This window comes from Polaromonas sp. P1_F6, from assembly GCF_056405695.1.
On sequence record NZ_JBFUBQ010000003.1, the window covers coordinates 569448 to 593641 of the forward strand.

A 24194-nucleotide genomic window follows, 5' to 3' on the forward strand; every position below is an offset into this window, starting at 1 on the left:
CTTCAAGCGGCTTTTTTCATGGGTTGCCCTGAAGTCAGGCCATTCTCAGGCCGCCTTCAGCCGTGGCTTGGCCAGCCGGCTTGCATGCAGCCAGGCGCGTCGCAGCACCGCCGGCGAACGGGTTTCTTCCGGGATCAGCAGGTAGTTCTGCGCACGCAGGGCCGTGCCCACGCCTACCTTGCTGGTGAGCACCGTCATCGGGATCGCCAGCAGCAGCGGCAGGCCGACCGGGATCAGCCAGATCAAAGCCCGTGCATCGATCACGGCAATGCCGACAGCCAGCAGCGCGATCACGCCGGACATGGGCGCCAACTGCGCCAGCGCATGGCGCCAGGGCACAGCGGCCGCTTCGCGCGGGGGCGATTTCCATTCCAGCTTCAGGCCGGTGAGGGCCACCACCACAAACAGCGAATGCGCGAGCATGCGGATGGGTGCCTGCAACAGCGCGATCAGGGTTTCAAGCAAAGCGCTGCGCAGCAGGGCGACGGTGCCGCCATAGGATTGCTGCTGGCGGTTGACCAGCACGGCCACGATGCCCAGGATGCGCGGCAGGAACAGCATGCACAGCGTCCAGGCCCAAAGCGACATCAGCTCGCCGGGAAGCAGCGTCCAGTCGGCAATCATCGGCGAGCCGGACAGCCACAGCGCCGTACCCAGCGTGAGAAAGCACAGCCACAGCGGCGCCGACAGATACGCCATCGCGCCCGTGCCGAACATGGAGCGGTGTACCGGGTGAATGCCCGGCTCGGCGATCAGGCGCGAGTTTTGCAGGTTGCCCTGGCACCAGCGGCGATCGCGCTGCAGCTCGGCCAGCAAATCGGGCGGCTGCTGCTCGTAGCTGCCCACCAGGTCACCCACCAGCCAGACGTGGTAGCCGGCGCGGCGCATCAGCGCGGCCTCGACAAAATCGTGCGACATGATGCTGCCCGCCATGCCGCCCGTGCCCTTGATATGCGCCAGCGCGCAATGCTTCATGAAGGGCTCAATACGGATGATGGCGTTGTGGCCCCAGTAGTGGGACTCGCCCATCTGCCAGAACTGCATCCCCAGCGTGAAGAGGCGCCCGGTCACGCGTGAGGCGAATTGCTGCGCCCGTGCGTGCAGCGTGACGTGGCCGATGGCCTGGGTTGCGGTCTGGATGATGCCGGCCCTGGGATTGGCTTCCATCAGCTTGACCATGGAAACCAGGCAGTCGCCGCTCATCACGCTGTCGGCGTCCAGCACCACCATATAGCGGTAATCCTTGCCCCAGCGGCGGCAGAAGTCGGCCACATTGCCGGCCTTGCGGTCGGTGCGGCGTTTGCGCAGGCGGTAATAGACCTCGATCTGCGGCTGGTCGGGGTGTCCGGCCAGCTGGGTGCGCAGGTCTTCCCAGGCGGCGCGCTCGGCCTGGATGATGGCCGGGTTGCTGCTGTCCGACAGTACGAAGACATCAAAGCTCTGTACATGGCCGGTCATCGCGACCGACTCGCAGGTGGCGCGCAGGCCGGCGAACACGGTGCGTACGTCTTCATTGCAGATCGGCATGATGATCGCGGTGCGTGTGGACGCATCCAGCGGGTAGTGCTGAACCTTTTTCGCGGACAGCGCGTGTTTGTCACCAAAGATCGTGACGTAAAAGCCCATCATCGCCGTCATGAAGCCGGTCACTACCCAGGCTGACAGAAGGGCAAACAGGCTGATCTGGCCGTACTGCAGCCAAGCGTTGTCATAGTCGGGCTGCATGTCCGCAAAGATGCTGGTTGCCAGCACGGTGCTGATGACGGTCAGCAGCAGGAACACCGTGCGCCGGCGCCGGGCAGCCTGCTGCCAGCGCTCAAGCCGGGGGGCAGGCAGGCGATGGGATGGTGCCGGCGCGGAAACCCGGAATATCGACAGCATGGGCAGCAGCAGCGCGGTGGCCATGCTGTTCCAGAAGCCACGCCAGGGCCGGGGCACCATGGAGCCGCGATTCAGCGGTGGCGCCGTCACCGAATTGGGGTGGCGTTCCTCGCGCAGGGCGCTGCGTGCAGCGGATGGAATCAGAGTGTGATCAGGTTGGTCCATGTTTCGCTCACAGTGTGGTTGTCATGTTTGAGGAAGGCGCGCAGCTCAACAGGCTGGGCCGGGTTCAGCCGCAGCACGCGCAGCGTCATGCGCCATGCGCCGGTGGCGGGATTCTTGTAGGCCATGCTTTCGAGCACACGGCCATTGGCGTTGGCGCTGGAGATGGCTTCGACCTTGGCATCCTCGGGCAGCGCGTCCAGCGCCGGGCCGGCAAAGTCGATGACGTACTGGACCTGGCCCGTGAGATCGGTTCCGGCCTTCGAGTACCCGGTGCCGCGGCGTGATTGCGTGACCCAGCTGTTGGGCGGCAGTTGCTGGTTCTTGCCCTGCCAGCTGATTTGCCAGGCGATGTCCAGCGACTGGCCAGGTGCTGGCATTTTTTCGGGTACCCAATAGGCCACCACGTTGTCATGGGTCTCATCCGGCGTGGCAAATTGAAACAGCTCGACCCGGCCGGCGCCCCAGTCGCCCACGGGCGTGACCCAGGCGCTGGGCCGCGTCTCATAGCGAGCTTCGGTGTCTTCGTAGTTGGCAAAGGCGCGGTCGCGTTGCATCAGGCCAAAGCCCTTGAGCGACTTCATGGCGAAAGACGTCACCAGCGGGGCGGACGGATTTTGCAGGGGCCGCCAGAGCCATTCACCGTCACCCGTAGCCATCATCAGGCCGTCGGAGTCGTGCACTTCGGGCCGGAAATCGCCGGGGCGGGGCTGGTTTTCGCCAAAGAAAAACATGCTGGTCAGGGGCGCGATGCCCAGCGAGGTCACGGGCGCGCTGTTGCCGGAGGTTGTGGCCGGGCGCATGAAGATGCGCGCCTGTACATTCGTGGTGGTTTGCTCGCCGGCCTGGATGTCGAACCGGTAGGCGCCTGTCATGCGCTCCGAATCCATCACGGCAAAGACGGTCAGCTGCTTGCTGTCGACTGCAGGTTTTTGAAGCCAGAAATCCGTGAAACGGGGAAACTCTTCCTTGGCTCCGCCCGCACCGCCTGCGGTGTCCACCGCCAGGCCGCGTGCCGAAAGGCCGTAGCGCTGACCCGATCCCAGCGCCCGGAAGTAGGTGGCACCGGTGAATACCACCAGTTCATCCTTGTAGGTGGGTGAGTTGAGGTTGCTGAAAAAGCGCGCGCCGCCGTGGCCCAGGTCACCCCAGGTCTCGGGTGACAGTTTGTTTTTTCCGAAATTGAATGTGGCGGGGTCGTAGGACAGGCGCTTCACGCCCGCTGTCGTGATTTCGTGAATGCGAACCGAATCACCGTGCCGGCCGACATGGAAAAAATTCGCTTCAAAGGGAAGTTTGTCGGTACGCCACAGCGTGCTGGCGGCGTTGAACCGGATGTCGCGGTAGTCGTCGTACGCCATCCTGGCGAGCTCGGTGGGCACCGCGTGGGACGCTTCGCGCCAGGGCGCTTGCGAGCGCTGGCGCGCGATAGCGGCCACATCGTCCAGATCGAAGGCATGCGCCTGGCCCGCCGCGAGCGTCAGTGCTGCAAGGCTCGCGCAGGCCGCGATACGGGCCCGCAGGAGAAAATTGAAGCGGCGCTTGGGGCCGCCGGAGGATGCCAAAAAAGGCAGGAAAAAAGCTGGCATGCCATGACTAGGGCAAACCCTGTGCCAGCTTCGAAAAATTGTTTTAAATCAACAAGTTGGGCGTGATACTTGATTTAACCAAATGTAATCCGGCTCAAAAGCGCCCAGAATCGCGGGTTTTGTCGCCGGTGAGCGACAACTTCCGCAGATGGCTCGATTAAATCCTTTTAAATCAAAGGCTTAAACCTGTCGCCAACGAGCGACGGCCCACGGCGGCACAGCGACAAACCCAGGTCGAACCGGAGCTCCTGGGACCTTTTTACGGTCTAAACCTTGAAGTGTCCCGGCGTGAGCCCGTGCTTTTGCATCAGGCGGTAAAACTCCGTGCGGTTCCGGTCGGCCAGCCGGGCCGCATCGGCCACGTTGCCGTCCGTCAATTTGAGCAGCCCGACCAGGTAATCCCGCTCGAAGTGTTGCCTGGCTTCCGCATAGGTGAGCACTTGCACGCTGGGTGAGCGCAAGGCCCGCTGCACCAACGCCAGCGGCACCAGCGGGGTGGTGGACAGGGCACAAACCTGCTCCACCACGTTGTAAAGCTGGCGCACGTTGCCTGGCCAGGCGGCCGTGGTCAGGGCCTTGAGGGCCTCGGGTGCGAAACCGCTCAGGCGCTTGTCGTACTTGGCCGCCAGTTTGAGGAGAAAGTGGTTGGCCAGCAACGGGATGTCTTCGCGGCGCTCCGACAGCGGGGGCAAGGTCAGCGTGACGACGTTGAGCCGGTAATAAAGGTCGGCGCGGAACTGGCCCTCAGCCATGGCAGCGTCAAGGTCGCGATGTGTGGCCGAGATGATGCGCACATCCACCGGAATCGACTGGCTGGAGCCCAGCGGCCGCACTACGCGTTCCTGCAACACGCGCAGCAGCTTGACCTGGAGCGCGGGCGGCATGTCACCGATTTCATCGAGCAGCAAAGTGCCGCCGTCTGCGGCCTGGAAAAGGCCTTTGTGATTGGCCACTGCGTCGGTGAAGGCGCCCTTGACGTGGCCAAACAGCTCGGATTCCAGCAAAGCCTCGGGGATGGCGCCACAGTTCACGGCAATAAAGGGCTTGCTGGCCCGTGCGCCTGCCTGGTGGATGGCCTGGGCCAGCAGCTCCTTGCCGGTGCCGCTTTCACCGCGCAGCAGCACGCTGGCGTCCGACTGCGCCACCATGCGCGCTTCAGCCAGGGCTTCGGCCATGCGGCTTGAGCGGCTGATGATCTGGTTTTGCCAGGCTTCGGGGCTGCCCTGTTTGGCCGGGTTCGCGGGGGCACTCAGCGCCAGCGCCTGGGCAATCTTGTCGAGCAGGCTTTTGCCGTCAAAGGGCTTGGTGAGATAGGTGAACACGCCGCGTTCGGTGGCTTCCACGGCATCAGGAATGGTGCCATGCGCAGTCAGCAAAATCACCGGCAGCGAAGGATGCTGCTGGCGTATGTCGTCGAACAGCGCCAGGCCGTCCCGGCCGGGAAGCCGCACATCGCTGAGTACCAGCTGCGGCCGTTCAATATGAAGCTGCGTCAGCGCCGCTTCGGCCGACGTGACCGCCGTGACGCGATAGCCCGCTGCAGTGAGCCGCATGGTGAGCAGGCGCAGCATGTCGGCGTCATCATCAACGACGAGCAGGTGGGGCGCTGTCAGGGCGGAGTCGCTCATGGCGCGGTGGGGCGGGCCCGGCTGGCAGGGGGGATGGGCGCCGAGGCTGTTGCCGCCGGCTGCCGGCTGGTGAGGCTGCGCTCAATGGCCTTTAGCGCCTCCAGCCGCTCGTTGGTCTGGTCCAGCCTGCGCTGCGCATCGCGCAGTTGCTGGCCTTGTTTGTCAAGCTGCTCTTCCAGGCGGCGCTGTTCGGCATAGCGTGACGCCAGCAGCCTTGCCAGCGGATGCAGCGGCTGGGCATCGGCATTGCCCAATACGCGGGCCAGCAGCTCCTGCGCACGTATCAGTTCGGGCAGCTGCCGCAGTTGGGCCAGCACCAGTGAGAGCTGGAGTTGGGCCTCGGGGCTGGCGGCGTCTCCGAGCCGCCCGGTTTCCTGGGTGAGTTCCGGCGGCTGCATGAGGCGTACGCGCTCGGCGTAAGCCAGCATGCGCAAGGTCATGCCGCTGGCAAAAACGACCGATTCCGGGAGCGGCGCAGGTTGGCTGGCGCTGGCCCGCGCGGCTTCGGCAGCAGAGGCCGCAGCCCGGGCTGCCAGGACGGCTGCGGTGTTGGTGCCACGCTCGGGGGCGGGGCCACCGCTGCTGCACGCGGCCAGCAATGCCGACGTCACCAGGGCCGGCAGCAGGCCGCGCCCGGAGAGGCGGGTCGCAGGCGGAGGGGGAAGAAAATCAGTACTTGGAAACATGAGGAAGCTCTATTCTGAAGTGTGCGCCAGGTTGATCGGGCATCAGGACGATGTTTCCGCCATGTGCGGCAATGTATTCGTGAACGATGGACAGGCCGATACCGCTGCCCCGAACCACGTCGACCGGCTGGCGTTCACCGCGGTAAAAGGGCTCGAAAATCCGTTCGCGGTCGGCCTGCGCCACACCGACGCCCTGATCGTGGATGTCGATGCGAACGAAACCCCGCAGCGGACTCAGTTCCAGCCGGATCTGCCCTTTGGGTGGTGAATAGCGGATGGCGTTGGACAGCAGGTTGGCCAGCGCAGTGCCGATTTTTTCGGGATCGATTTCCATCACAACGGGTTCACCGACGACGCTGACCGTCAGTTCCCGTGCGCGCCACTGCAGGCGCTGCGCGTACACCTGCTCCTCGAGGAGTTGCAACAGGTCGACATTCTGGCGATTCAACTGGCGCGCCTCGAACGCGGCCGTATTAAAGCGCAGCAGGTCTTCAATCTGGCTTTGCAGTACGCCGGTGTTGTGCCTGAGGATTTGCGCTATTTCGCGCTGGTCATTGCTCAGCGTGCCGGCTACGCCGTCTTCCAGCAGCGACACCCCTTCGCGCAGCGATGCCAGCGGTGTTTTGAGTTCGTGCGAAATATGGCGCAGGAAACGCGATTTGTCGGCGTCCAGCTCCACCAGCCGCAGGCGCAGCCAATTCAGCCGCTGCCCCACCAGGGCCAGGTCGGCCGGTCCCTGGATGGTGATGACCTGGTCGAGCCGGTTTTCCCCCAGGCCCACGATGGCGTTCTCCAGGCGCCTGAGCGGCAGCGTGAACCACACGCCGAATGCCAGCGCCATGGCGATAGCCAGCACGATGGCCCAGGTTACCTGCTGGGTCAGCCGCTGGCGGCTGGCCTCAAGTTTGCCTTCCAGCGACCTGTTGCGTTGCTGAATCGCCTGTTGCACCTGCACGGCGATGGCGGCATTGACACTTTCCAGTTCACGGAATTCCTGCGCCAGCTGGCGCTCCCGGTCCAGCGCGGTACCCGCCGGGCCGGTCAGCAGATCGCCGATGCTCTGCATGTGCGCGCGCCATTGCCGGGCTTTGGCAACCGGTACGTCTTCTCGCGCCAGACTGGTCAGGATGCTCGCGGCTTCACGGGCCTCGTCACCGAAGCGCTCACGCAATACCCGGTCATCGAGGACGACCGACTGGCGGGATGTGCGCTCCATCGATACGCTGCGCTCAGCCAGGGACTGCGCCGCGCTGCTGAGTTCGAGGGCACGTGCGGCATTGCTGCGGCTTTGCAGCGAAAGGTCTTCCAGGGTAAACAGCGCCCGCAGCGAGGCGGCGCCCAGCAGGGCAGCAATCAGCAGGAAAGCGATCACCAGAAGTTGCCGGAACGAAAATCGTTGCAGCATGCGTGTCGAGTGCTTGAGCAACGCGGGCGGTCTCAGGCCGCCACGGCAACGTCCTGCGTCAGGACTTCGCCGCGCAGCGAACGCTGCGTGGCCTGGGTGATGGTGATGTCCAGCATCTGGCCGATGAGGCGCGGTTGGCCCTTGAAGTTGACCACGCGGTTGCACTCCGTGCGGCCCATGAGTTCGGTCGGGTCCTTGCGCGAAGCGCCTTCAACCAGGATGCGCTGCACCGTGCCCTGCCGGCTGGCGCTGATGGCGCGCACGCTGTCGTCAATCGTGGCCTGCAGGTGTTGCAGACGCTTGAGCTTGACCTCGTGCGGTGTGTCGTCATGCAACGCGGCGGCGGGGGTGCCGGGGCGCGGGCTGTAAATGAAGCTGAACGAGGTGTCGTAGCCGATCTCGTCGATCAGCTTCATCATCTTGCCGAAGTCGTCTTCGGTCTCGCCGGGGAAACCCACGATGAAATCGCTGCTCATGGCCAGATTCGGGCGGATGGCGCGCAGCTTGCGGATGGTGCTCTTGTATTCCATGGCGGTGTAGCCGCGCTTCATCGCCATGAGGATGCGGTCGGAGCCATGTTGCACCGGCAGATGCAGGTGGTTTACCAGTTTGGGCAGCTTGGCGTAGGCGTCAATCAGGCGCTGCGTGAACTCGTTGGGGTGGCTGGTGACATAGCGGATGCGTTCGATGCCGGGGATGTCGGACACGTATTCGAGCAGCGTGGCGAAGTCGGCGATCTCGGCCGTGCCACCCATGGGGCCGCGGTAAGCGTTGACGTTTTGCCCGAGCAGCGTGACTTCCTTGACGCCCTGGTCGGCCAGACCGGCGACTTCGACCAGCACGTCCTCAAAGGGCCGGGAGACCTCTTCGCCACGGGTGTAGGGCACCACGCAGTAGCTGCAGTACTTGGAGCAGCCTTCCATGATGCTCACGAAGGCGCTGGCGCCCTCGACGCGCGCCGGCGGCAGGTGGTCGAATTTTTCGATCTCGGGAAAGCTGATGTCGACCTGCGGCTTGCCCAGCCGGGTCCGGTTGGCCAGCAGCTGCGGCAGGCGGTGCAGGGTTTGCGGGCCGAAGACCACGTCGACATAAGGTGCGCGCTGGATGATGGCCGCGCCTTCCTGGCTGGCTACACAGCCGCCGACGCCGATCAGTACGCCTTTTTCTTTCAGGTGCTTGACGCGACCCAGGTCGCTGAAAACCTTCTCCTGGGCTTTTTCGCGCACGGAGCAGGTATTGAACAGGATCAGGTCGGCCTGTTCCATGTCCTGGGTAGGCTCGTAGCCTTCGGCGGCATGGAGCACGTCGGACATCTTGTCCGAGTCGTACTCGTTCATCTGGCAACCGAAGGTTTTAATGAAGACTTTTTTGCTCATGATACTGGCCGATTTGCGGTTTGTCCGCGGGCTGATGGCGATTGCTATTAAATTAATAGCTGCTTGCGCCCATGTTTAAAGGGCATCAGACTGATTTTGCTTAAGGCTGTGAGCGTTACTGCTTGTAGGCAGGTAACTGGTCGTACGGCGTCTTGCCGTTGTCCACTGCCTTGGCAGGGGTGCCGCTGCTGAAATTGAACACCGTGCCGGTGCCGCCCGCCCGCTTTTCCTTGGCCTCTTCCGCGTTGAGGATCCAGACCTCATGCACCTCGCCGGTGTTGCTGCGCAGGTAGTTCACCACCAGCTTCTGGTTCAGGAGTGCGCCGGACAACACGAAATTGTTGTTGATGTCGCGTATGCGTGAGCCTACGGAGAGCCTGTCCTGCTTGCCGTCCATGGAGATCACCGGCGGCGCCACCACCACCATTTCGCCGCGGACGGCCTTGGGAGGGAATTTCCGGATGTTGGGTTTGACAGCCTCGGCGGGATCGGTCTGGGCCAGGGCTGGCAGGCTCATCAGGCCGGCAAAAGCAGCCAGCATCATCAGGAGTGCGGCCAGGCGGGAAGTGCAGCGGTTCATGGTATGTGTCCAGAGGCTGTTAATAAATAGGAGAATAACAAAGAACAAAGCCTCAGGGGGAAGGACCCTCTGAGGCTTTGACGCATTCTTGGTGGTCGTAGGTGGACTTGAACCACCGACATCAGCATTATGAATGCTGCGCTCTAACCAACTGAGCTATACGACCGAACCCAAGATTATATAACACCCCCACGCTCCCCGCTGCGCGTGGTTCGCTGCCCCCCGAGGGGGCCGTTCGCCTGCGGCCCGGCAAAGCCGGTTCCGCGGCTTCTGCTTGGTTTTGGGCCCAATTGGGCCCAATTTCTAGCGGTTTTTGAAGATCGGTTTGCGCTTATTGACGAAGGCGTCCATGCCTTCTTTCTGGTCTTCGGTGGAGAACAGCGAATGAAACAGGCGCCGCTCGAACATCACGCCGTCGCTGAGGCCGCTTTCAAATGCCCGGTTGAGGGCTTCCTTGGCGGCCATGACGCTGGTCTGGCCGTAGCTGCAGATCATCAGCGCGGCGCCCAGGGCCTCGTCCATGAGCTTTTCCAGCGGCACCACACGGCTGACCAGGCCTGAACGCTCTGCCTCCTGGGCATCCATCATGCGGCCCGTCAGGGTCATGTCCATGGCTTTGGCCTTGCCCACGGCACGGGGCAGGCGCTGTGTGCCGCCAGCACCGGGGATGATGCCCAGCTTGATTTCAGGCTGGCCGAACTTTGCGTTGTCGGCAGCAATGATGAAGTCGCACATCATGGCGAGCTCGCAGCCGCCGCCCAGCGCAAAGCCGCTGACGGCGGCAATCACTGGCTTGCGGATGCTGCGGATTTGCTCCCAGTTGCGGGTGATGTAGTCGTTGTTGTAAACATCGGCAAAACTGTAGGTGGCCATGGCGCCGATGTCGGCGCCTGCGGCAAAGGCCTTTTCGCTGCCGGTCAGGATGATGCAGCCGACGGTCTCATCGGCATCAAACGCCTTGAGGGCCCGGCCCAGCTCATCCATGAGCTGGTCGTTCAATGCATTGAGTTGCTTGGGCCGGTTCAGCGTGACAATGCCCACCTTGCGGGAGTCCGGGCCTTCGGTGCGGGTCTCAATGGTTTCGTAGGTCGTGGAAGACATGAAATAGGTCCTTTGGCTGGAAATGCGTCCGGCAATGATGCCACGGGCTCGTGGCCGCCCATGGCTTGCCGCAATGCTAGATTCGGGAACAGGAGACCGCCGCCATGACTGCTTCCCATCCCGGCCCCGCTGCCGATCCCACCGTGCTGTATGCCATCGATGGTGCCGTGGGCATCCTTACGTTGAACCGCCCTCAGGCGCTGAACAGCTTTACGCGGCAGATGCACCGGGACTTGTGGGTCGCCCTGGACAAGGCGCACTCTGATCCACAGATTCGCGCCCTGGTCATCACTGGCGCCGGCCGCGGGTTTTGTGCCGGTGCCGACCTGTCCGAATTCGATTTCGCGCCCGGCCCCAACCTGGTTGAGCGGGCCAACCCAGGTCCCGTCATTGACCAGGCCTTCAACCCCACGGCCCGCAAACTGCTGGGGCTGCGCATGCCGACGGTGGCAGCCGTCAACGGCGTGGCCGCAGGTGCCGGCGCATCGTTGGCCATGACGTGCGACATGGCCGTGGCCGCCCCGGGCGCCAGTTTCATTCAGGCATTCAGCAAGATCGGATTGGCGCCCGATGCGGGCAGCAGCTGGCTGCTGGTGCAAAAGCTGGGGCTGGCGCGCGCCATGGGGCTGGCGTTGACAGGGGACAAATTGCCGGCGGCGCAGGCGCTGGAGTGGGGCTTGATCTGGCAGGTAGCGGACGACCCCGTGGCGGCGGCTGTTGCCTTGGCGCAGCGGCTGGCCAGCCTGCCGACTCTGGCGCTGGTGGCCACCCGTCAGCTGATGCGTGAAGGCGCCACACGCACGCTGCATCAGCAACTCGATGCGGAACGCGACATGCAGGCCGCCCTGGGGCGCAGCCACGATTACATGGAAGGCGTGACGGCCTTTCTTGAAAAGCGTCCCGCGGTATTCAAGGGCGAATAACCTTCTGAAGAAGTGAGTCGCGCCAGGCCGGGTCAGGTCTTCTGGCCGAGCCAGTGGTCCATCAGCGCGGCATCCCGTACCGCCAGGCGCCAGGTGGTCAGTGCGGGCGGCATGGACAGCTCCAGCCGCAGCAGTCGTTTGTCGCGTGCGACCAGGGCAATGACTTTTTTGGCCGTGCCTGCGTAGTGCAGCAGGTCATCGAGCCGGTTCATGCGCCAACCGCCCTCCGGCTGCCGTGCGCCTGCGGCAATGGGTTCCACCGCCAGCCATTCATCTCCCGCCGCAAACCCGGCACGCTCGGCAACGCCGCCGCGCAGCACGGTCTTGACCTGCACCACGCCCTGGTTTTCGCTGGCGCGCAAGCCCAGCCGCTGGGCCAGTTGCGCAGGTTCTTCGGCGACTGTCACGCCATGCTGTTCCAGCAAGGCCTTGAGCGGGAGTTCTTCGCGTCCGTGCACCCATTGGGCCAGCTCGGCGGCAAACGGGCGGTGTCCTGCGGCTGCAAGCTCCTCTGCAAAATCTGCCTCGCGCAGGGGGCCGGCTTTACAGCGCTGCCAGAGTGCGCGCATCACGTGGTCCAGTGTCGCGCCCCCGGCAGCTCCGCCTTCTGCCCGAAGCGTCAGATCAAAACACAGCGCCACCAGCGCTCCCTTGGTGTAGTAGCTCACGGTGGCGTTGGGCGTATTTTCATCCTGCCGGTAATACTTCACCCAGGCATCGAAGCTCGCCTGGGCGACGGATTGAACCAGCCGGCCCGGGGTCTGCATGACCTGGTTGATGGTCTTGTTGAGCAGCTTGAGGTAGCCGGCGTTGTCCAGCAGGCCGGCGCGACGCAGCAGCAGGTCGTCGTAGTAACTGGTGAAGCCCTCAAAAAACCACAACAACCCGGTGTAATTCTCGGCGCCGTAGTCGTAGTGTTCAAACTCCGCGGGACGCAGCCGCTTGACGTTCCATGTGTGGAAATATTCGTGGCTGATGAGGCCGCGCAGCGTGGTGTAGCCTTCTGCCGTGCGGGATTCACCCAGGCGCGGCAAGTCCTTCCGGTTGCAGATGAGTGCCGTCGAGTTGCGGTGCTCGAGCCCGCCATAGCCGTCGTCCACCGCGTTCAGCATGAAGAGGTAACTCTTGAAGGGAGGCTTTTTCGCGCCATGCCAGAAACGGATCTCCGTTTCGCAAATCTTCTGGGTGTCCGCCAGCAGCCTGGCGCCGTCGAAGCTCGGGGCCGCGCCCGCTACCACCATGCGGTGCGGCACGCCGCGCGCCGTGAAAGTACCGCTCCAGAAAGCGCCCATTTCCACGGGGCAGTCCACCAGTTCGTCGTAATCGGCCGCCAGGTAGGTACCAAACCCATGCTTGTTGACTGCCTGCGGCGTGAGCCCTGTGGCCAGTGACCAGCCCTTGGCGGCTTTCGGCGCAGGGATCTCCAGTACATGCACGGCTTTTTCCTGGCCCTGCACTTTCAGGCACAGGCTGGTGCCGTTGAAAAAGCCGCGATGGGCGTCCAGCCAGGCGCTGCGCACGGAGTTATCGCAGGCGTACACCTCATAGCGCAGTACCAGCGGTCTGGCAGGCGAGCACTGAATCTCCCAGGTGCATTTATCGAGCTGCTCTGCCCTAAGCGGCGTGCGGCCTGTCTGGCGGGCTTCCAGATTCTGCAGATTTTTGGAGAATTCCCGCACCAGGTAGCTGCCGGGGATCCACACAGGCAGCGAGACCCTTTGCAAGGCGTCAGGCTGTGCGATCGTGAGGGTCACGCGAAAGAGGTGGGCGTGTAGATCGCCTGTTTCGACGCGGTAGTGAAGGGGAGGGGGAGTGTTTTTGGGGGTGCCTGGCATCTTGCGCAAAGAATACTCCACGTCTGCCGCCAGCTGCATGGCGGCGCCCGACGGATCGAGTCGATCGGGCTGTAAGTGCTATGAAAAAAGGAGCTGCTCGCGCAAATGGTGTGCGGGCTGGAGGTCGATTTTGTGTCTAAACAGGGCCTTCTGGCCCGTTTTCAGGGAGTTTTTGCACTGAGCAGCATTTTTTCGACTTCCTGGGCGCTGACCGCGCCTGGCGCGCGGGATCCGTCAGCAAAAATCAGGGTGGGCGTGCCGGTGATATTGTATTTTTGGCCAAACTCGCGGTTTCGCTTGATGGCCGAGATGTCGCATTCGGCAGCCGCAGGCACGGTGTTGCGCAGCATCCAGTCGTTCCATGACTTTGCCTTGTCCTTGGCACACCAGATGTGGCGCGACTTGGCGACGGAGTCCGGTCCGAGCACGGGGTACAGGAAGAGATAAACGGTGACATTGTCGACGTTGGTCAGGTCCCGTTCGAAGTGTTTGCAGTAGCCGCAATTTGGGTCTTCAAACACCGCCAGCTTGCGTTTCCCGTCACCGCGGACAATCTTGAAAGCGTCCTTCAAAGGGAGTTTGTCGAAATCGACTGCGCTGAGTTTCCCGATGCGTTCCTCGGTCAGGTTTTTTTTGTTTTTTACATCGAGAAGTTGACCCTGCAACAGGTAGTTACCTTGCTCGTCGGTATAGAAAATTTCGAAGCCAATACGTACCTCATAGAGGCCGTTCATCGGTGTTTTGGTGACTTCATCGATTTTTGCAAAAGCCGGAAATTTCTCGGACAGGTTTTTGCGGATGACGGCTTCCTGCGCAAAAACAGGAACCAGGCTGAACGCCGCCAGACTGAGCAGGCCGATCAATTTCACTATTTTCATTTCAGTTCCAGTCTGTTTCTCAGTCGTTCATAAACCCGCTGCTTGCCGCGTCAGCCAGGCCTTGAGCAAACCGCTGCGCTCGAACCCCTTCATGCCCCAATTGCGCAGGGCCTGCCAGCGCCCATCGGTTTGCGCAAAAATGCCGTGCAAACCGTCGGTGACCGCGCCCATTGCCGCTACGTCGGCCTTGCGGGCCCTTTCGTAGCGCCGCAGCAGTTTTTCATCACCCAATCCGCGCCAATACTCACGTTGCGAAATCACCTCGGCCAGGCAAGCCGCATCGGCCAGGCCCAGGTTCAAACCTTGACCGGCCAGCGGGTGCACCGTATGCGCTGCATCGCCCGCCAAAGCCCAGCCGGGGCCGACCCAGTGCCCGGCGCTTGACAGGGAAAGCTGCCAGCTTGCCCGCTCGCTCGTCAGGCGCAGGTTGCCTGTCTCTTCGCCGCACACGGCCTTGAGGGTGTTACAAAATTCTTCCGCGGGCATTTTTTCGAGCATGGCGGCCCGCTGTACAGGGACAGACCACACCAGCGCCGCCAAGTTCCCGTTGGCACCCGATAAAGGCAAAAGAGCCAGTATGTCGCCGTGGGTAAACCACTGGCGGGCAATGCCGCCATGGGGCTTGTCCAGCTCAAGCCGTGCTGCGACGGCCTTTTGCGGATAGGGCTTGATGGTCCAGTTGACCGGCCGGATCTGGGCGAACTCATCACGGCTGGCGCTTTTCTGGCCTTCGCAGATTACGTTGAGCGCGGCCTTGGCAGGCGCGTCCACCGTCTCGATTTGCGGCTGGTAGCGAACCGCCTGGCTCAATTGCTGCTCCAGCGCCGGGACCTCCACAATCCAGGCCAGCGCTTCCTGGCCGACACTGCGCGCCGTGAAATCCAGCTTGCCGCCGTTGTCTCCCCAAACCTGCATTTCGACCACCGGCGTGGCAAAGGCCGCGTCGGGCCAGGCGCGCAGGGTTTCCAGCACGCTGCGAGACGCGCTGTTGAGGGCGTAAGCACGCACGTCGGGCATGGTGTGCATCCCCGGCGGCCTTTCAGGCCTGGTGACCAAAGCTACGCGCAGGCGCTCGCGCGCCAGCAGCAGGGCCAGCGTGCGGCCTACCACACCATCGCCGCGAATACAGACATCAAAGGTCTTGGACATGGCCCATTTTAGGAGGCAGGGCAAAATTGACGTCTTGGGCAAACAATTACTGCGCGGTTTCTGGCCGTGCATCTGAACCTAAAGGCTTGAAAAGTGAGCGATCCATTGAACGAAACATTACCGGCCGACGCACCTTCTGACCTCAGGGCCGTGATTTCGCGCCTTTATGTGTATCCGGTGAAATCCTGTGCCGGCGTGCAGGTGCAGGAAGCCCTGCTGACTGAAACCGGGCTGGAATTTGACCGTGCCTGGATGGTGGTGGACAGCAAGGGCGAATTTCTGACCCAGCGTGAATTGCCGCGCATGGCATTGATCAGGCCCCAGCTGAGGTACCACGACATGGTGCTGCGTGCGCCCGGCATGCTGGCCCTTCACATTGCGCTGGACCAGGTGGAAGAGCCCGTTCGCGTGCAGGTCTGGAAAGACGAAGTCCAGGCGTATGACATGGGTGCCATCGCGGCGCAATGGTTCACCGACTTCCTGGGCCAGACTGCACGCCTGGTGCGGTTTGACCCCGAACACAAGCGGGTTTGCAGTCCGCAGTGGACCGGCGATGTGGAAGCGCTTAACCAGTTCAGCGACGGTTACCCGTTGCTGGTACTCAGCGAAGCCTCATTGGTGCATTTCAACGAAAAGCTGGTGGCCGCCGGCACTTCCGCGGTGGGCATGGAGCGCTTTCGTCCAAACATCGTCCTGGGCGATGCCGCTGGTGCCGACAGTCTGGCGCCGCACGATGAGGACCGTATTGAGGTACTGCAGGTTGCCACGGCGCAAGGCGTGGTCCAGCTCAAGCCGGTCAAGCCCTGTCCGCGTTGCCCGATTCCGAATATCGATCCCGCGACGGCTGTCAGCAGCCCGGAAGTGGGCGACATGCTGCAAACCTATCGCCAGGATGCGCGGGTGAACGGTGCGCTGACGTTCGGCATGAATGCCATTGTGCTGACGGGCATTGACCACCAGCTCAAGGTGGGCCAGCCGGTGGGTGCGAGTTATCAGTTTGAATGACTTTTGACCGCCCGCAGGGGCGGCGTGGCGTGGGCGGCCGTGGACGCAGGGAGCGCCTCCGGCGCCTGCGGACCGCTTGAGAGGCTGTCCAGCGTTGATTCGGCGTCCAGCGGCATGGGGTGTGTCAACTCCGGTTCGAGAAAGCGGATGGGGCGGCGGGTGCGAGCCGCCATGCTGTGCAGCAGGTCGGCCAGGGCCGTGGAAATTTCCTCGTGGCTGCCAAGGCGCTCGCTCAACAGCACGCCCGCGACATGAAATTGCAGAACGACCTCCGGTTTCAGACCCTTGAGCGGCATGAGGCCGGCCGCGATCAGGCGTGCCGCCAGGTCGGTGACTGGTGGGCGTGATGCGACGCCTTCAAGAATGAGGCCGAAGCGCGCCTCGTCGATGCGCCCCACGGTGTTGACATCGCGCAGAAGCCGGCGCAACTTGATCACGCTTCGCAGCAGGCTTTGCTCGGCCACCGCTGTGCCCCAGGTTTTCTTGATATACCGGTAATTGACCAGCTCGATGTACACCACGGCCGCCGGCTCCTTGTGGCGCTGTGCCCGGCCCACCACCTGTTTGAAGCGGTCGTGGAAAAGATGTGCGGCAAGCAGGCCGGTGAGGGCGTCCTGGCTGGACATGGCCTGCTCGCGCGCTTCCACTGCGTGGCGCTCATGTGAACGCGTGTTCAGCGCCACCAGCAGCAGGGGCACCTCAATGGTCAGCGCTGCCATCAGGCCGTAATGAGACAGCCACGACAGGGAAAACAGGCCCAGGATGCTGATGACGGTGAGGAGCGTTACCAGCCCCAGCGGGGAAAAAGCCGCCAGTACCCAGAAACCCACGACATCGTGGCGCCGCCACGTCATGTAGGCCCGGCTTGTTCCCAGTGCGACAACGGCAACCAGGTAAGTCGCGAGGAGGCCTATGCCCAGGCCGCGCTCCAGCACGAGATAGGCCAGCGCCAGCGGCGCTCCGGCCATGCCTGTCCAGTAGGCCAGCCGCTCAAACCACTTGTGGCGTGAACCGGTGCCGCACAGGTGATGCACGACCAGCAGCGCCGAGCCGCCGCCCAGGATGGCGAGGAAGCCCTGCGCCATGTTGTTCCAGGTGCTGAAGTTGCCCCAGAGGAAATGGCCTGCCACTCCCGTCCACGCCGCTACGACGAGGGCCATGATGACGGCGTACACGGAATACCACCCATAGGCCCGGTCGCTGTAAACCCAGCTCTGGACAACGCAGGCAATGATCAACAGCACCAGTGCGCCGAATACCACGCCAATCGCGAGGTATTCCAGCTGAAGTCGCTGCGTCAGGTTGCCTCGCGTGCTGACCCGAACCGGAATGCTGACCTCCGTCTGGTGCTGTATACGCACATACACGTCATGCACGCCGTTGTCCGGCAGGTTCAGGCGGAAATGCCCGTAACGGCCGGGTTCCGGCCAGCTGGAGACAGGCACGGTGTCCCCGGCAGTTTCGGCAATCCACCCTCCCGACGGTGCACGCTGGTACACCGTCGCCAGGTCCAGCAGGGGCAGGGGAAACTCAAGCAACCAGTCCTGGCGCGAGCCGGATGACCTGGCAAAACGGTAATGCAGCCAGAGCGCCGCGTGCGGGCCGAGCGAATGCACCGTATCGGCAACCGAGGGGACGAACAAGGCCCCTGGATGGCCGCCGGCCAATTGGTCGATGCCGGCCTGGCCGTCGCTGTCAATCCATGTCAAACTCGCTGCAGCCACGTCCAGGGTCGGCTTGGCGTCGTTTAAAGCCACGATGGGCTGGGCCTGCGCAGGATGCGCCAGAACACCCAAAAAACCGGCCAGCACAAAGATGGCGAATGCCTGCCACAAAGCGCTCCAACCCCGGCCGGGCGCGCATCGAATACACTTCTCAGCCTGTTTTTGAAGGTTTCTCATGAGTTTGAAGTGCGGCATTGTAGGCTTGCCTAACGTCGGTAAATCCACCCTTTTCAATGCGTTGACCAAAGCGGGGATCGCGGCTGAAAACTACCCCTTTTGCACCATTGAGCCCAATGTTGGCATCGTGGAAGTGCCCGACCCGAGGTTGGCGCAATTGGCTGAAATCGTCAAGCCTGAACGCATTGTTCCGGCGATCGTCGAGTTTGTGGACATTGCAGGCCTGGTGGCGGGCGCCAGTACAGGCGAGGGACTGGGAAACAAGTTCCTGGCCCATATCCGCGAAACCGACGCCACAGTCAATGTGGTGCGTTGCTTTGAAGATGACAACGTGATCCACGTTGCCGGCAAGGTGGACCCGATTTCCGACATCGAAGTCATCCAGACGGAGCTTTGTCTGGCCGACCTGGCAGCAGTTGAAAAAGCCCTGCACCGCGTGACCAAGACGGCCCGCTCGGGCGACAAGGAGTCTGTCAAGCTGGTTGCCATCCTGGAGAAATGCCAGGCCGCGCTCAATGAAGGCAAGCCGGTGCGCACTGTGGACTTCAGCAAGGAAGAACTGCCGCTGCTCGGCCAGTTTTTCCTGATCACCGCCAAGCCGGCCATGTTTGTGGCCAACGTGGCCGAGGACGGGTTTGAGAACAACCCCTTCCTGGACCGCCTCAAGGCTTACGCGGCAGAGCAAAAGGCGCCGGTCGTGGCGATCTGCGCCAAGATGGAAGCCGAGATGGCCGACATGGAGGAAGAGGACAAAAAGATGTTCCTCGCGGAGATCGGCCAGGATGAGCCGGGGCTCAACCGCCTCATCCTGGCGGCATACAAGCTGCTAGGCCTGCAGACCTATTTCACCGCGGGCGTGAAGGAAGTGCGCGCCTGGACCATCCACGTGGGCGACACCGGCCCGCAAGCCGCGGGCGTCATTCACACCGATTTTGAAAAGGGCTACATCCGCGCCCAGACGATTGCGTTTGCCGATTTCATCGCCTACAAAGGCGAGCAGGGCGCCAAAGATGCCGGCAAGATGCGCAGTGAAGGCAAGGAATACGTTGTGAAGGATGGCGACGTGATGAACTTCCTGTTCAGCAGCTGAGTTGCCAGGGCCCCCGGGTAACCTGGGGCCGATTTACTGCGAGGCCTGGACATCACGGTGGCGGCATCATGGAAGAAGTCGCGCCACAATACCTCACGACGACCCGCACCATCGGGTGGCGGCCCCGTTACCGGCTTGCCAGAGCAGGCCATCCCCCGCGAAACCCTCGCTTTGAGAAAGAAAGAGAACACCATGTCCATCCAGCGCATCGAAACCGGCCCACGCATGTCCCAAGCCGTTATCCATAACAAAACCGTTTACCTGGCAGGCCAGGTGGCCGGCAACGACGCCGGCTCCGGCGTGTACGAGCAGACTCTCAGCATCCTGGCCAATATCGACCGCCTGTTGGCAGCAGCCGGCAGCGACAAGTCGCTTCTGCTCAGTGCCACCATCTGGTTGACCGATATGGACAGCTTCGGTGAAATGAACCGTGCCTGGGAAACCTGGGTGGTGCCCGGCGCCACGCCCGCACGTGCCACGGTCATGAGCCCGCGCCTGGCTGCGCCGCAGTACCACGTGGAAATCGGTGTGGTGGCGGCCCAAGGCTGATCTCTCATCCACGCTTGACCCGCCATGAAGGCCACGCCGCGATGACAGAACCCGTTCGCCTTGCCAAACGCCTGGCTGAAATGCTGTCCTGTTCACGCCGCGAAGCCGAGCAGTACATCGAAGGCGGGTGGGTTACTGTTGACGGGGTGACTGTCGAAGAGCCCCAGTTCCGGGTGTCGGACCAGGCCATCGTGCTGGACAAGGATGCGAGCCTGCTGGCGATGACGCCGGTGACTTTGCTGCTGCACAAGCCGGCCGGTCAGGACGCGAGTTCCGATGGCGGCGCGGCGCAGGTGGCCCGGTTGCTGTCGGCCGCCACGCAATCGCCCGACGACCGCTCCGGCATCCGGCCGCTCAGGAAGCATTTCTCCACGGCGGAACTGGTGACGCCGCTGGCAACACCTGCCAGCGGATTGGTCGTGCTGACGCAGGACTGGCGCGTGGTGCGCAAGCTGCGCGAAGATACGCGCGTGATGGAGCATGAAGTGATCGTCGATGTCAGCGGTGACATCAAACCCGGCGGGCTGGACCGGCTGAACCGGGTTGACCACGGGTTTACCTTCAAGGGTGTTTTGTTGCCGCCGGCCAAGGTGAGCTGGCAAAGTGAAAAGCGCTTGCGCTTTGCCCTCAAGGGTGAAGTCCCGGGGCAGATTGCCTACATGTGCGAGAGCGTTGGCCTTCAGGTGCAAGGCATGAAACGGCTGCGTATCGGCCGTGTGGCGATGAGCCAGCTGCAACCCGGTCAGTGGCGCTACCTGCTGCCACATGAGCGCTTCTGATCCTTCCTCTGGTGCCTAGCCGGTCACCACGCCTGGGAAGGCCCAGATCAGGCTGCCGGTCATCAAAAAGTAGCGCAAAAATTTGCCGACCGCCATGTAAGCCAGGCAGGGCCAGAACGGAAACTTGAGCCAACCCGCGACCGCGCACAGCGGATCTCCGACCACCGGCAACCAGGCCAGCAGGCAGGCTTTCGGGCCGAGTTTCTCCAGCCATCGCACTGCACGGCCGTGATGCGATGAATGCTGGTATTTGTCCACCACCTTGTGGGCGCCGTAACCCATCCACCAGTCCAGCGCGCCGCCCAGCGTGTTGCCTGCAGTTGCTACCAGCACCGCGGGCCAGAACATGGCGGGGTTGAGCTTGACCAGGCCGAAGACCACCGGCTCCGAGCCCAGCGGCAACAGCGTGGCCGAGATGAAGGAAACCACAAATACCGTGCTCAAACCGTATTCGGGCAGGGCCAAAAGTTCTATCAGGCGGTGAATCCAGGCTTCCATATATCTATTTGAGTATAGGCAAGACGGGCCAGCCACCGTGTCGGGAAGACGCTTACAACTCCGTGTGCAAATTTCAATTGCTGAAATTTTGAGCAGGTACAATCGTGCCTCCTTTTTCAGCAACCTCGCAGCGCTCACTTCCCATGAACATCGGCCCCTACGCTTTGGCAAACAATTTGTTTGTCGCGCCCATGGCCGGTGTCACGGACAGGCCGTTCCGCCAGCTCAGCAAGAAGCTCGGTGCGGGCTATGCGGTCAGCGAGATGGTGACCTCTCGCCGCGACCTGTGGAACACACTGAAGACCTCTCGTCGAGCCAACCACGAGGGTGAGGCCGCGCCGATCGCTGTGCAGATCGCCGGCACCGACGCGCAGATGATGGCCGAGGCCGCCGCCTACAACATCGACCGCGGCGCGCAGATCATCGACATCAACATGGGCTGCCCGGCCAAGAAGGTTTGCAACAAGTGGGCGGGCTCGGCGCTGATGCAGGACGAGCCCCTGGCGCTGCAGATCGTGGAGGCCGTGGTCGCCGCCTGCGTGCCGCACGGCGTGCCGGTCACGCTCAAGATGCGCACCGGCTGGTGCCAGGCTGAAAAGAACGCCCTGGCGATTGCCCGCGCCGCCGAAAGCGCCGGCGTGCAGATGATCACCGTGCATGGCCGCACGCGCGAGCAGGGCTACAAAGGGTATGCCGAGTACGACACGATTGCCGCCGTGAAAACCGCGCTGCGTATTCCGGTGGTGGCCAACGGTGACATCACCAGCCCTGAAAAGGCCCGCGATGTGCTGGCTTACACCGGCGCTGACGCCGTGATGATCGGCCGTGCAGCGCAGGGGCGTCCGTGGATTTTTCGCGAGATTTCGCATTTCCTTTCAAGCGGCACGCATCTTGCGCCGCCGCTGGTGGCAGAAGTCGAACGCCTGCTGCTGGACCATTTGCGCGACCACTACGATTTGTACGGTGAATACACCGGCGTGCGCACGGCGCGCAAACACATCGGCTGGTATGTGAAGACCTTGCCCGGCGGTGAGGGGTTTCGCGCGCAGATGAACCTGCTGGAAGACTGCGAAGCGCAACTGAAGGCGGTGAGTGCTTTTTTTGAGGAGCTGGGCGCGCAGATGGACCGGATTCCGGCCGCTGCCGCCGAGGTGGATGACGAGGGTGCGCCTATGCAGGCACGGGCGGACAAAGATAAAAATCAGGAAAATCAGGAAGAAGCTGCTGCATGAGCAAAAAACATATCGAAGAGTGCGTACGCACCAGCCTGGAAGGCTATTTCAAGGACCTGCGTGGCACCGAGCCCGACGGCATGTACGAGATGATGGTCAAGGTGGTGGAAAAACCGCTGCTGGAAGTTGTCATGCAACATGCCGAGCAAAACCAGTCGCGCGCCGCCGAATGGCTGGGCCTGAACCGCAACACCCTGCGCAAGAAGCTGGTTGAGCACAAGCTCATCAAATAAAAAACACGCTCCCATGGTCCGGCCCTTTCGCCGGCCATCCTCTTTAGAGAAGACAAAAATGAACGCACTGATTTCCGTTTCGGACAAAACCGGCATCCTCGAATTCGCGCAGGCGCTGCATGCCCTGGGCATCAAGCTGCTGTCCACAGGCGGCACGGCCAAGCTGCTGGCTGACGCCGGCCTGCCTGTGACCGAAGTCGCCGACCACACCGGGTTTCCGGAAATGCTCGACGGCCGTGTCAAGACGCTGCACCCGAAGATCCACGGAGGCCTGCTGGCCCGGCGCGATGTGCCGGAGCACATGGCCGCGCTGAAAACCCACGGCATTGACACCATCGACTTGCTGGTGGTCAATCTTTATCCGTTTGAGTCGACGGTCGCCAAGCCTGGCTGCACGCTGGAAGATGCGATTGAAAACATCGACATCGGCGGCCCCGCGATGGTGCGGTCGGCGGCCAAGAACTGGAAGGATGTCGGTGTGCTGACCGATGCCTCGCAGTATGAAGGTGTGCTGGCCGAATTGAAAACCGGTGGAAAACTGACCGACAAGACCAAGTTCGCCTTGTCGGTAGCGGCATTCAACCGCATCAGCCAGTACGACGGCGCGATCAGCGACTATCTCTCGGGCATCCAGGCCGACGGCAGCCACGGCATGTTCCCCGGCCAGGCCAACGGGCGTTTCGTGAAAGTGCAGGACCTGCGCTACGGCGAAAACTCGCACCAGCAAGCTGCGCTGTACCGCGATCTGTATCCCGCACCCGGCTCGCTGGTGACGGCCAAACAACTGCAGGGCAAAGAGCTCTCTTACAACAACATCGCCGACGCCGACGCCGCCTGGGAATGCGTCAAGAGTTTTGACCTGCTCAAGGACGGTGCGGCCTGCGTGATCGTCAAGCATGCCAACCCCTGTGGCGTGGCCGTGGGCAAAGACGGCCTGGAGGCCTACAGCAAGGCCTTCAAGACCGATCCGACTTCGGCCTTCGGCGGCATCATTGCCCTCAATTGCCCGCTCGACGAGCGCGCCGCGCAGCAGATTTCCAAGCAGTTTGTTGAAGTATTGATGGCGCCCGCCTTCACACCCGAAGCGCTGGAAGTATTCAAGACCAAGGTCAACGTGCGGATTTTGCAGATTGACCTGCCGCCCGGCGGCGACACGGCCTGGAAGCAGGGCCGCAACCTGATGGACGTCAAGCGCGTTGGCTCGGGCCTGTTGATGCAGACCGCAGACAACCACGAACTGGCCATCGGCGACCTGAAAGTCGTCAGCAAGCTGCAGCCGACGCAGGAGCAGCTGCATGACATGCTGTTTGCCTGGAAGGTCGCGAAGTACGTCAAGTCCAACGCCATCATCTTTTGCAAGGACGGCATGACACTGGGCGTCGGCGCCGGCCAGATGAGCCGCATTGATTCGGCGCGCATAGCCTCCATCAAGGCCGCCAACGGCGGGCTGACGCTGCAGGGTTCAGCGGTGGCCAGCGACGCTTTTTTCCCTTTCCGCGACGGCCTCGACGTGGTGGTGGACGCCGGTGCGACCTGCGTGATCCAGCCCGGTGGCAGCATGCGGGACGATGAGGTTATCGCGGCAGCCGACGAGCGCGAAGTGGTGATGGTGCTGACCGGGGTCCGGCATTTCCGGCATTAAGTCACGTTCTGAGGGTTTTTGATCGATAGCTCAATGGGAATGGGCGCAAGCAGCTATCAAATTGATAGCAAT

Annotated in this window: 21 protein-coding genes and 1 tRNA gene; 8 read left to right on the forward strand and 14 right to left on the reverse strand. The window is 62.5% G+C overall.

Annotated features, from left to right (window positions below):
• Positions 1-45: 45 nt before the first annotated feature.
• The 9 genes from mdoH to AC1DY9_RS12335 all read right to left on the reverse strand — a co-directional run bounded on the left by mdoH (position 46) and on the right by AC1DY9_RS12335 (position 10408).
• On the reverse strand, positions 46-2046 hold the full coding sequence (gene mdoH / locus AC1DY9_RS12295) for a glucans biosynthesis glucosyltransferase MdoH (RefSeq protein WP_457281059.1): 2001 nt from the start codon (positions 2044-2046) through the stop codon (positions 46-48).
• Positions 2022-3632: a glucan biosynthesis protein G gene (locus tag AC1DY9_RS12300; RefSeq protein ID WP_477666636.1), complete on the reverse strand. Its 1611-nt coding sequence runs from the start codon at positions 3630-3632 to the stop codon at positions 2022-2024. Before AC1DY9_RS12300 ends, mdoH begins: the two co-directional genes overlap by 25 nt.
• A gap of 266 nt (positions 3633-3898) precedes the next feature.
• Complete coding sequence (locus AC1DY9_RS12305) at positions 3899-5260, reverse strand: sigma 54-interacting transcriptional regulator (RefSeq protein WP_457281057.1); 1362 nt, start codon at positions 5258-5260, stop codon at positions 3899-3901.
• Complete coding sequence (locus AC1DY9_RS12310) at positions 5257-5946, reverse strand: hypothetical protein (RefSeq protein WP_457281056.1); 690 nt, start codon at positions 5944-5946, stop codon at positions 5257-5259. The genes AC1DY9_RS12305 and AC1DY9_RS12310 overlap by 4 nt, the downstream gene beginning before the upstream one ends.
• Positions 5930-7351: a sensor histidine kinase gene (locus AC1DY9_RS12315; RefSeq protein ID WP_477666637.1), complete on the reverse strand. Its 1422-nt coding sequence runs from the start codon at positions 7349-7351 to the stop codon at positions 5930-5932. Before AC1DY9_RS12315 ends, AC1DY9_RS12310 begins: the two co-directional genes overlap by 17 nt.
• Positions 7352-7383: 32 nt before the next feature.
• Positions 7384-8727 carry a tRNA (N6-isopentenyl adenosine(37)-C2)-methylthiotransferase MiaB gene (gene miaB / locus AC1DY9_RS12320; protein ID WP_477666638.1) on the reverse strand — a complete coding sequence of 448 codons (1344 nt, stop codon included), beginning with the start codon at positions 8725-8727 and terminating at the stop codon, positions 7384-7386.
• A gap of 115 nt (positions 8728-8842) precedes the next feature.
• On the reverse strand, positions 8843-9307 hold the full coding sequence (locus tag AC1DY9_RS12325; protein ID WP_457281053.1) for a hypothetical protein: 465 nt from the start codon (positions 9305-9307) through the stop codon (positions 8843-8845).
• An 89-nt stretch (positions 9308-9396) separates the two neighbouring features.
• Positions 9397-9473, reverse strand: a tRNA-Met gene (locus tag AC1DY9_RS12330).
• 137 nt (positions 9474-9610) lie between these two features.
• The gene (locus AC1DY9_RS12335; RefSeq protein WP_457281052.1) at positions 9611-10408 is read right to left on the reverse strand and encodes an enoyl-CoA hydratase; all 798 of its coding nucleotides are present in this window, start codon (positions 10406-10408) and stop codon (positions 9611-9613) included.
• A 104-nt stretch (positions 10409-10512) separates the two neighbouring features.
• Here AC1DY9_RS12335 and AC1DY9_RS12340 point away from each other — a divergent pair, with 104 nt between their 5' ends.
• A complete protein-coding gene (locus AC1DY9_RS12340) occupies positions 10513-11331 on the forward strand; it encodes an enoyl-CoA hydratase-related protein (protein WP_457281051.1) in 819 nt (272 codons plus the stop codon).
• A gap of 32 nt (positions 11332-11363) precedes the next feature.
• Here the strand turns inward: AC1DY9_RS12340 and AC1DY9_RS12345 are convergent, their stop codons facing one another.
• The 3 genes from AC1DY9_RS12345 to AC1DY9_RS12355 all read right to left on the reverse strand — a co-directional run bounded on the left by AC1DY9_RS12345 (position 11364) and on the right by AC1DY9_RS12355 (position 15193).
• Positions 11364-13166: a M61 family metallopeptidase gene (locus tag AC1DY9_RS12345; RefSeq protein WP_477666768.1), complete on the reverse strand. Its 1803-nt coding sequence runs from the start codon at positions 13164-13166 to the stop codon at positions 11364-11366.
• 161 nt (positions 13167-13327) lie between these two features.
• A complete protein-coding gene (locus AC1DY9_RS12350) occupies positions 13328-14044 on the reverse strand; it encodes a DsbC family protein (protein ID WP_457281050.1) in 717 nt (238 codons plus the stop codon).
• Positions 14045-14071: 27 nt separating this feature from the next.
• A complete protein-coding gene (locus tag AC1DY9_RS12355) occupies positions 14072-15193 on the reverse strand; it encodes an FAD-dependent monooxygenase (protein WP_457281049.1) in 1122 nt (373 codons plus the stop codon).
• 93 nt (positions 15194-15286) lie between these two features.
• On the opposite strand from AC1DY9_RS12355, the gene AC1DY9_RS12360 reads away from it, so the two are divergent.
• The gene (locus AC1DY9_RS12360) at positions 15287-16198 is read left to right on the forward strand and encodes an MOSC domain-containing protein (protein WP_457281048.1); all 912 of its coding nucleotides are present in this window, start codon (positions 15287-15289) and stop codon (positions 16196-16198) included.
• Here the strand turns inward: AC1DY9_RS12360 and AC1DY9_RS12365 are convergent.
• On the reverse strand, positions 16186-18033 hold the full coding sequence (locus AC1DY9_RS12365; protein ID WP_477666639.1) for a sensor domain-containing diguanylate cyclase: 1848 nt from the start codon (positions 18031-18033) through the stop codon (positions 16186-16188). The two genes, AC1DY9_RS12360 and AC1DY9_RS12365, sit on opposite strands and share 13 nt — an antisense overlap.
• Positions 18034-18097: 64 nt before the next feature.
• On the opposite strand from AC1DY9_RS12365, the gene ychF reads away from it, so the two are divergent.
• From ychF to AC1DY9_RS12380, 3 genes are all read left to right on the forward strand, one after another.
• On the forward strand, positions 18098-19189 hold the full coding sequence (gene ychF / locus AC1DY9_RS12370; RefSeq protein ID WP_457281046.1) for a redox-regulated ATPase YchF: 1092 nt from the start codon (positions 18098-18100) through the stop codon (positions 19187-19189).
• A 192-nt stretch (positions 19190-19381) separates the two neighbouring features.
• The gene (locus AC1DY9_RS12375) at positions 19382-19738 is read left to right on the forward strand and encodes a RidA family protein (protein WP_457281045.1); all 357 of its coding nucleotides are present in this window, start codon (positions 19382-19384) and stop codon (positions 19736-19738) included.
• 41 nt (positions 19739-19779) lie between these two features.
• The gene (locus tag AC1DY9_RS12380; protein WP_457281044.1) at positions 19780-20517 is read left to right on the forward strand and encodes an rRNA pseudouridine synthase; all 738 of its coding nucleotides are present in this window, start codon (positions 19780-19782) and stop codon (positions 20515-20517) included.
• Between the two features lie 15 nt (positions 20518-20532).
• Here AC1DY9_RS12380 and AC1DY9_RS12385 read toward each other — a convergent pair whose 3' ends face one another.
• Positions 20533-21015, reverse strand: a complete 483-nt coding sequence (locus AC1DY9_RS12385; protein WP_457281043.1) for a YqaA family protein — start codon at positions 21013-21015, stop codon at positions 20533-20535.
• 143 nt (positions 21016-21158) lie between these two features.
• On the opposite strand from AC1DY9_RS12385, the gene dusB reads away from it, so the two are divergent.
• From dusB to purH, 3 genes are read left to right on the forward strand one after another with little or no spacing between them, the layout of a single operon-like run.
• Complete coding sequence (gene dusB, locus AC1DY9_RS12390; RefSeq protein WP_457281639.1) at positions 21159-22247, forward strand: tRNA dihydrouridine synthase DusB; 1089 nt, start codon at positions 21159-21161, stop codon at positions 22245-22247.
• Entirely contained in the window at positions 22244-22480 is a 237-nt protein-coding gene (locus AC1DY9_RS12395; protein ID WP_348047983.1) for a Fis family transcriptional regulator, read from the forward strand. Before dusB ends, AC1DY9_RS12395 begins: the two co-directional genes overlap by 4 nt.
• 58 nt (positions 22481-22538) lie before the next feature.
• Positions 22539-24122, forward strand: a complete 1584-nt coding sequence (purH, locus tag AC1DY9_RS12400; RefSeq protein ID WP_457281042.1) for a bifunctional phosphoribosylaminoimidazolecarboxamide formyltransferase/IMP cyclohydrolase — start codon at positions 22539-22541, stop codon at positions 24120-24122.
• Positions 24123-24194 lie beyond the last annotated feature (72 nt).